Genomic DNA, 9,364 nt, shown 5'->3' with positions numbered 1-9,364 from the left:
GAACATAATTTCGCGACTGAGTTATTAGATTCAAGTATTGCTGACTTACCTTTAAAGGATGTGCACGCCCAAATACTCAGTATCGATAACAAAGTTTTTCAGGTGATCATTGTACCGGTGAAGGCACCTAGGGTAATTGCTTACGCTATAGTAGGCTTTGAATTTGATCGCAAAACCTTACTAGAGCTGAAAGAGTTAATTGCACTTGATGTGACATTAATGCTTAACAATCACATTTTGAATTCTAGTTTTGAACCTCAAAAATTGGATTCCTTGTCACTCGTCGACTCCTTTAGTCAGTCAGCCAATTTGTTATTCTCAAATTCAGACTATTATCATCAGTCGGTGAAGTTCGCTGATTCTTCAGAAGTCACCGCAATTCTATCTTCCTCTCTCGTAAATATTAATAGAGATCTAAATCGCTTAATCAGTGCAACTATATTAATTGGCCTGATTATTATTGTTGTTGCCATTGCACTTTCTAGAATGTTGTCACACAGGGTTTCAAATCCACTTAATATATTAATGGGTCTAACCGAAAAAATTGCTGGCGGAAAACTAAAAGTCCCTAAATTAAAGCAAAACCTACCGATAGAATTTTCCGAGTTATACCAAGGTTTTTCTGTAATGGGCTCAGCCATTGAACATAGAGAAGCTGAAATTACCTTTCAAGCTGAACACGATATTTTGACGGGCCTGTATAATCGCAACACCATACTAAGCCAAATTTCAAATTCACTTGTTCAACAAAAACACCTAGTGCTAGTGGCATTCAATATCAAAGGGTTTAAAAGCTTAAATGACACAATAGGTATCTCAAATGGCGATGCAATACTCAAGGAAATAGCTGCACGTCTTACTCAATATATAAATCAGCTAAACACTCAACATAAAGCCCAAGGTGCTGCCGCACGCATAGGCTCCGACCAATTTTTACTTTCAATAACTATCAATAATATAGAACTTATCAGCGAACTTATTGAATCTTTGCAAGCTAGTCTTGAACAGTCTTATTCTGTAAATGAAATAGAGATTAACCTACACCTTTATTATGGCCTAACAAATTCAATTCAACATGGAACGGATGCAGAGCGTCTAATTCGACGCGTTTCCATGGCCGTTACAGCTGCTGATGCAGAACATAGTGTTGTTCGATACTATCAAGATGGTGAAGATGAGGCCTATCTATATAAATTAAATCTTATAGAAGAACTTAAACTCGCATTAGAGTCGAAAGAAGGGCCGCTATTTTTAAATTATCAACCTAAATTAAATATTAGAACTAATCAAGTTGATAAAGTAGAAGCCTTGATCCGCTGGATAAACAAAAAGGGGGATTTCGTTAATCCAGAGTTATTTGTAGGGCTAGCTGAACAAGCAGGACTCATTGTTACCCTTACCCGCTGGGTAATATTACATGTGGTAAAACAGATTTCAGTGTGGAATAAAAATGGACATAACTTTACCGTATCAATTAATTTGTCTGCCCAAGATATACAAGATAGCTTATTCGTAGATTACCTATTAGATACAATAAAAGATTATGGAGTATCACCTACACAGATCACGCTAGAATTGACCGAAAGAGATTTAGCCGAGAATGAACAGTTAGTCATTTCCAGACTCACTCATCTAAAGTCATTAGGGTTTGAAATATCGGTAGATGACTATGGGATTGGCCAATCTTCGTTGGCAAAATTGAAAAACTTGCCCGTAGATGAATTAAAAATTGATAAGTGTTTTATTTTAACCTTAGATCAAAACCAAGCCGATCAAGATATAGTTTCATCTACTATTTCACTTGGTCATAAATTAGGTTTAAGGGTGATTGCAGAGGGTGTTGAGAATAGGCCTAGCCTAGATCTGCTCAATAAGTTCAACTGTGATTATGCTCAAGGATACTACTTATCTCGGCCACTAAAAGCCGATGACCTTATTCAATGGTATGCAAGTTATGAAAAGCCTAATTAACCCGAATTCTGGATAGGCTGCGCCTCTTAAATAGTGCTATTTCTCCCTAACTGCTTAGTTTACCTAGGTTTTAGTAGGGCAAAACGGTATAGCCATAGAAACTATACCGTTAATTATTTTAGCTTTCTTTTTCTGTTTCTTCTGGCTCAACAGTTGAAGTAAGCAACATATCCCTTAACCTTTTATTTAACTCATCACGAGTTTCAGGATGCTCCTTTAAATACTTAGTTGCATTAGCTTTACCTTGACCAATTCGATCATCACCGTAGCTGTACCAAGCACCTGCTTTATTCACCATGCCATGTTTAACACCCAAATCAATCAACTCACCATCGCGGTTAATACCTTGACCATACATAATTTGGAATTCAGCCTGTTTAAATGGTGGGGCAATTTTATTTTTGACGACTTTAACGCGAGTTTCGTTACCAACAATCTCATCGCCTTCTTTCACAGCACCAATACGACGAATATCTACACGAACAGAAGCGTAAAACTTAAGTGCATTACCACCTGTAGTGGTTTCAGGAGAGCCAAACATCACCCCAATCTTCATTCTAATTTGGTTGATGAAAATCATCATAGTGTTCGACTGCTTCAAATTACCAGTCAATTTACGCATAGCTTGTGACAACATACGAGCTTGAAGGCCCATATGAGAATCCCCCATGTCACCTTCAATTTCAGCTTTAGGTGTTAGGGCTGCTACCGAATCCACAACTATCACGTCAACCGCACCTGAACGGGTTAACATGTCACAAATTTCCAACGCTTGTTCACCAGTATCAGGTTGAGACACTAATAATTCATTTACATCTACGCCTAACTTAGCCGCATAAATAGGATCTAAAGCATGTTCGGCATCCACAAAGGCACAAACTTTACCGTTACGTTGTGCTTCTGCAATCACTTCTAAAGTAAGCGTTGTTTTACCACTGGATTCAGGACCGTATATCTCAACAATCCTGCCCATTGGAAATCCACCCGCACCTAGAGCAACATCCAGCATCAAAGACCCTGTAGAAATAGTTTCTACATCCATCGTCTTGTTATCACCTAATTTCATGATAGAACCTTTACCAAATTGTTTTTCGATTTGGCCTAAGGCTGCACTAAGTGCCTTGCTTTTATTGTCATCCATAGGAATGTCCTTTGTGGTAATTAATAGAGTGTTTAGCTACATGGCAAACAACTCAGTCATACAGTAGTTATGGCAGAAGTATACTGTATGGTTATACAGTTGCAAGTGGGATTTTAAAATTTTCTTTTGTCAATAAGGCCTTAAGTACTATTTTCTTAACAATTTCAAAATGTTAGATAGAGAAAATTCTATTGCTTTGATCCTAACAGCATCCCTATTACCATTAAAATGTTGCTTAATTTTAATCACTTCACCATTAAAAAAGAAACCAAACCATACAGTACCTACAGGTTTATCTATTGTTCCACCATCCGGTCCCGCAATACCACTAACCGAAATGCTAATATTGGACTGTGCTTTAGTTGCCGCTCCCACAGCCATTTCGGCAACAGTTTGCTCAGATACAGCCCCGTAAGTATTCAATGTATCGGCTTTAACATCCAACAAGGATTGTTTAGCTTCATTAGAATAAGTAATAAAGCCTCGATTAAACCAAGCAGAACTGCCTGCTATGCAAGTGATGGCATAGCCGATTCCCCCACCCGTGCAAGACTCGGCACAGCTGATCGTCCAATCTTTATCAAGTAATTTTTCACCTAACATTTTTGCCAGGTAGTGAATATCTTCGTTCATTGGGTAACGGCTCATTTTGTTTTAGATATTATTATTATGCCGTTGAAAATTTTTTATATCAAAGCCACCAAGCATTTGTTTCTGCGACAACTTGATACATTAATATTTGGATAATAATCTTAAAAAGCGGAACAATTGGTTATAGTGTAGATGTGTGCTGTTTTAGGAGAACAATGTTTTGACCCACGTGCTTATTGTTGATGATAACCCTGATATTATTCAATCACTTAAACGTTATTTAAGCGACCATGGTTTGCGGATCAGCACAGCTGTAGATGGAAAAACCATGCGTGCAGTCCTTGAAACAGGCGCAATTGATCTTATTTTGCTTGATATAATGATGCCTGGTGAAGACGGATTAACCTTGTGCCGATATGTACAGGATAAATATAAAATCCCAGTCATTTTACTTACTGCTCTATCCGATGATTCCGACAAAATAGTTGGCCTCGAAATGGGTGCCGACGATTACATATCAAAACCTTTTAATCCAAGAGTGTTGTTAGCCAGATTAAAAGCCGTGCTTAGACGCAGTCACAGTGAACCTACCCAAACCAACCAACTAGATAAAGAAATATCTTCCACAACTTTTGACTGTTGGCGACTTGATGTTCATCAAAGAGAATTAGTAGGCCAAGATAATTTAGCCATTGCATTAAGTGCTGCCGAATTCAGATTACTCCAAGCATTTTTGCAACGTCCACAAATTGTTTTAACCAGAGATCAACTATTAGATCTAACCCATGGCCGTGAAGCAAAAGCCTTTGACAGGAGTATCGATAACCTAATTAGCCGCTTAAGGCGAAAAGTCGAAATAGATCCAAGTGAGCCCAAAATCATTAAAACAGTGTGGGGCGGAGGTTACGTATTAACCTCACCAGTAGAAAATAGTTAACCCGAATTCTAGGTCAATCACAATGGGCATTTTTAGCTTGCTCTAATTTGCCCCCATCCTGATCTGACGGTTCGATAAAGGAAAAAAGCTCTCGCCGAGGTAAAATTATTACCCAACATTTTATAACTTTGTAATCTCTACACCTTTAATCAATAACTTGTTTTGAATGTCCTCCATCAAAACAGAGTTAAGTTCTAATCCAATTTCGGCGCTACTGGGTGTGAGTTCAAACACTCCTAAGGTCATAGTTGCCCACGTGAGTTCTGGCGCTTCGTTGGTATAATAAAGTCTATTACCTTTGTCTATCTGAGTGGAATATTTATCTAAGGTGATGGATATTGGGTAGGATTGGCCTAACATTCTTATTTGTCCTGTGACCTTTACAAATGACTCCGCAGCATATTTAAGTGACACTCGATACTTCCCTTTAGTCACCACTTTTGCTGGCCAATTAATTTCTCCAGTGTTATCGCTATGAGTTAGGCTTATCCAGTCGTGAGACCACCCCCACTCATGAGCATAAGCCACATCATCGCCTTTAATTAAACTGTCATGAGCAGGAAAATTAACTGTGTCATAACCTTCATGACCAACCTCAGTGGGAATAAATTCATACTTCACTTGGGTTACATCCTTAAAAAATTCAAAATATTGTTTTTTAAGTTCAGTCAAAATTAGCGGATGCTTTTTGCTCAAATCGAACTTTTGCAACTCATCGGTTTGCATATTATAAAGATCCCACTTACCGTTCCTTTGATAAGTCGCCAACCAATCTTGCGTCCGTACTGCACCTGGAGCTGCATTAATGGCTTGTTCATCTACCTTTCTAATATTTTTAAATTGATTCACAAAAAGACTTCTTTTAGGCCACGGCTTTTCACCTAAAGTGTCAAAAAGCAATGGAGAAATATCCACACCATCAATCTTCCTATCAGTAGGTAATTCGCCGCCAACAATAGACATTAATGTAGGTACTACATCTATGTGCTGAGCGATCGTAGAAATGGTTCTGCCGCCGGTTATTTTATTCGGCCAATGCACAAAAAATGGTGACCGAACTCCACCTTCATCTACCTTGCCTTTACTGCCTTTTAGCCCACCATTAAACCTAGGTGTTTTATTGGGAAAAGCAGGGCCATTATCTGACATATAAAGCACAATAGTATCTTGGGCTAAGTTTAACTCCTTTACCTTAGCTAAAATTCGTCCCACGTTATCGTCAACATTTTCCATCATGCCATACACTGAGGCATTTAAATCGGACTGGCCCATTTTTTTATATTTATCAAAATATTTTTGCGGAACTTCAAAAGGACTATGAGGAGTATTAAAGGGGATATACGCAAAAAACGGCTGGGACTTGGCGTTTTGAATAAACTGAATAGCAGCATTTGTAGTGATATCGGCTATATAACCTTTGCCTTGGTATGGCTTACCATTGGCAACTAACATGGGATCAAAATATAAGGTTTGATGTCCGTCGACTACACCGAATGACTCATCAAACCCTTGTCCATTAGGGTCATGTGGATACTGGGAACCGTTATGCCATTTACCAAACAAGCCTGTACGGTAGCCTTTTTCTTTTAACATTTCTGCTAGGGTAATCTCGCTTTCACGCATTTTTTCGCCCCCACGGGTCACAGAAAAAACACCAGTACGCGCATAATAACGACCTGTCATTAAAGCCGCTCTTGTAGATGAACACACAGGATTAACGTAAAATCGCTCAAAACTCACGCCTTGAATAGCTAAACTATCAATATGTGGGGTTTGTAAAACCGGGTTGCCGTTAAAACTCAGGTCACCCCAGCCTTGATCATCCGTCACAATGAGCACGATATTGGGCAAAGTCACCTTAGATCCAGCAAAGATGGCAGGAGAATGAAGAGCCGTTGCTAAAGCAACAAATAAGAAAAATAAATAAATCGTAGAATATTTCACAAACGGGCCAATTGTTAATTTTTAGTTATTAAAACATACAAGCTATATTGAGGTTCAATGAATATTTCACTAGCTGTATCAGAGTATTCGATTACGACACCTTGATACAATCGTCACAATCCCCCTGCCCTTCTTACACCCAAAAACAACACACCAATTTAACAATAAATTAATAATATTGTATCAAGTTGTCGCAAATTCAAACATTGAGACCTTTTAAGTAAAGTTCAATACAGTTTCACATCTTCTCAGCATGCTTCTGCTTTATTTTAGTAGGCGAAAATTTCAGCACTGAAAATTTCACACTCGCACTTTGAATTGCAAGTATGCAATCACAGATTTAAGAAAAATAGGTATGCACTTAAACAGTTACCCGCTAGGCAAGTGCAACAAGCCAAATTCTGAAATGAAGGAAATAGCGGTGAAACCACATACTAAGAAAAAACCATTAAATATTATATTTAAAAAATCACGATCATCATTACTGATTATGAGTGCACTTTGCACAGCATACTCAGGGATCACCTACTCTCAAGAAACTGACAATAAAGACGCTAAAGAAACTGACGAAACAGAAGTTATTGAAGTAAAAGGCATGCGCTCAAACATCTCGGCTGCGCAACATTTAAAACGTCATGCAAATACGGTTATTGACTCAATAACCGCTGAAGATATCGGTGATTTCCCTGATAAATCTGTAGCCGAAGCACTACAACGTGTGCCTGGTATTACCGTAGAAAGGTTTGGTTCTCGTACCGATACCAAAGCATTCTCTGTTGAACCATCAGGCGTTCTTGTTCGTGGTCTAGGTTTTGTTCGAAGTGAATTTAACGGCCGTGATTCTTTTAGCGCCAACTCTAGTCGAGGTCTCAGTTGGGGTGATGTATCACCTGAATTAATGGGCGGAGTCGATGTATATAAAAGCCAAACAGCTGAGCTAATAGAAGGCGGAATTGCCGGTTTAATCAACTTAAAAACTCGTTTGCCGTTTGATAGTGAAAACGATTACAAGGTATTAACCGTTCGTGGAAACTATAGCGACTTATCAGAGTCCACAACACCTGAAATTTCAGGTATTTACACTACTCGTATGAATACCGATGTAGGTGAATTTGGTTTTATGGCCAATATGGCTTATTCCAAAGTCGACGCTACGGCACAAACCTCACGTGTAAGTCGAATGATTAAATACCGCGGTGTTTATGGTGATAATGAAGATGAACTTCATTATATTCCTGACAACTTTAACGCCAGTGATGATTTATATTCAAGAACACGTCTCGGTGCGTCACTTGCTGCTCAGTGGCAAAGTAACGAAGCTGATAAGCTGGTAACATTGCAATATAACCGTTCTGAAAAAGACCAAGATAGAGCGCAAAGCGGTATTTCTGCAGGTTTAGGAAACCCCTTCTTTCAAAAAAGTTTACTGTTAGAAGCAACACCTACAGGCGATGGCAGCGACAAAATTCCTGCTGCCGCTGATGGGACAGACCCCTTCACTTTTGACGAAAGAGGTTTTTTTCAAACAGGTCGTTTAGTAGCGCCTTCTACATGGAGGGGTAAAGATAACGCAGCTTCCGCACTAAGAGCAATGAACTCTGAAGGCCAAGCCCTACTTAATAACTGTGCAGGAGCTTGGGCAGGATGTGACCCCGTTGATTACACGGGAACTGGCATGACAACAAACGGTGGTTTTTCTACCCGAAATAATATAACAGAAGACTACGGCCTTAACTTTAAGTGGCATCTTACTGACGAAATACATACCAATTTTGACCTGCAGTACGTTGAATCAACAGAAGATTGGTATAGCCTTACAACAACCTTATCTAGCTACACAGATCCAGATGTTGATTTGACTGGCGATGAAATAAAACTCGTATTCCATGAACCAACCAATGTGAATTTGCTTGATTCAGGCCAAGGTATTTACGCAAACCCTAATAGTTATCGCCTAGATAATATTATGGATATGTACGGAGACAGTGAAGGCACTGAGTTGGCAGCACGTGCTGACATAGTGTTTGATGTCTACAATGAAGTAGTTGAAAGGGTAAAATTCGGTGTACGTTATGCCGACCGCGAACAACAAGTAAACAATGGCTTTAACTGGGCCAGTGTAGTCAATACCTGGTCAGATAACACCGCTCCTTTTTATAACCTTGATAGCGCACCTACAACGGGTGAGTTCAATGGTAATCCTTATACATTCAATGGCTTCCCTCAATCATGGGAAATAAAAGAATGGGAATCAACCTATGGTGACTTTACTACTGCCGATGGTATGAATTTATTTGTAGTGCCAGACCCCGTTGCTATGCAAAACTGGCGTAATACTATGGGAGCTAGCACTATTGGAGCACCAACGAGTGCATGGGAGCCTATTTGTTCAGGTTTAGGTAATCGCTCAATTGAAGTAGACGGTGGCTGTTTCACACCAGTAGAAATGATTGATATATCAGAAGAAAGCAAAGCCGCCTATGTACAAATTGATTTTGGTGGCGACGATTTCACACTATTCGGTAAGCAACTAAGCGGTAACTTAGGTATACGCTACGTCGAAACAGAGGTATATAGTAGCGGCGGTGAAGCGTACCCAAGTATGGATGATACTTTACTCATATGTAAAGACAGAGAAGAAAGTGAAGATCCAGAGGCACCACCTCAAGAGATTACTAAATCGTTAGGTTGTTACTTAAAAGCTGAGGACATTGCCTTTAGTAATAATGGCAATATTGCTGGCGAAGCGTCCACCTCTTATAGCCACGTATTACCTAGCT

The 9,364-nt window shown here is 39.3% G+C and carries 6 protein-coding genes; 3 read left to right on the top strand and 3 right to left on the bottom strand.

What is annotated here, in order from left to right; all coding sequences use genetic code 11:
• Positions 1 to 1,971: EAL domain-containing protein (locus ACSHXM_RS19470; RefSeq protein ID WP_435691646.1), on the top strand; the 1,971-nt coding region annotated here is incomplete at its 5' end.
• 118 nt (positions 1,972 to 2,089) lie between these two features.
• Here ACSHXM_RS19470 and recA read toward each other — a convergent pair.
• Positions 2,090 to 3,112, bottom strand: coding sequence for a recombinase RecA (gene recA, locus ACSHXM_RS19465; protein WP_435691644.1), 1,023 nt, complete (start codon positions 3,110 to 3,112; stop codon positions 2,090 to 2,092).
• Between the two features lie 147 nt (positions 3,113 to 3,259).
• Positions 3,260 to 3,745 carry a CinA family protein gene (locus ACSHXM_RS19460; protein ID WP_435691642.1) on the bottom strand — a complete coding sequence of 162 codons (486 nt, stop codon included), beginning with the start codon at positions 3,743 to 3,745 and terminating at the stop codon, positions 3,260 to 3,262.
• A 187-nt stretch (positions 3,746 to 3,932) separates the two neighbouring features.
• On the opposite strand from ACSHXM_RS19460, the gene ACSHXM_RS19455 reads away from it, so the two are divergent.
• Positions 3,933 to 4,640 (top strand): response regulator, encoded by a 708-nt coding sequence (locus ACSHXM_RS19455; RefSeq protein ID WP_435691648.1) that lies wholly within the window; start codon positions 3,933 to 3,935, stop codon positions 4,638 to 4,640.
• A 120-nt stretch (positions 4,641 to 4,760) separates the two neighbouring features.
• Here the strand turns inward: ACSHXM_RS19455 and ACSHXM_RS19450 are convergent, their stop codons facing one another.
• Complete coding sequence (locus ACSHXM_RS19450) at positions 4,761 to 6,584, bottom strand: arylsulfatase (RefSeq protein WP_435691640.1); 1,824 nt, start codon at positions 6,582 to 6,584, stop codon at positions 4,761 to 4,763.
• 355 nt (positions 6,585 to 6,939) lie between these two features.
• Between ACSHXM_RS19450 and ACSHXM_RS19445 the strand changes: the two genes are divergently transcribed.
• A partial coding sequence (locus ACSHXM_RS19445; RefSeq protein ID WP_435691638.1) for a TonB-dependent receptor plug domain-containing protein occupies positions 6,940 to 9,364 on the top strand: 2,425 nt, incomplete at its 3' end.

It is taken from the genome of Paraglaciecola sp. (genome assembly GCF_051252315.1).
GTDB lineage: Bacteria > Pseudomonadota > Gammaproteobacteria > Enterobacterales > Alteromonadaceae > Paraglaciecola.
This window is presented reverse-complemented; position numbering and strand designations above follow the sequence as displayed.

Coding starts and splice junctions, on each gene's coding strand:
- recA (WP_435691644.1), bottom strand. CDS start 3,112: ATGGATGACAATAAAAGCAAGGCACTTAGTGCAGCCTTAGGCCAAATC.
- ACSHXM_RS19460 (WP_435691642.1), bottom strand. CDS start 3,745: ATGAACGAAGATATTCACTACCTGGCAAAAATGTTAGGTGAAAAATTA.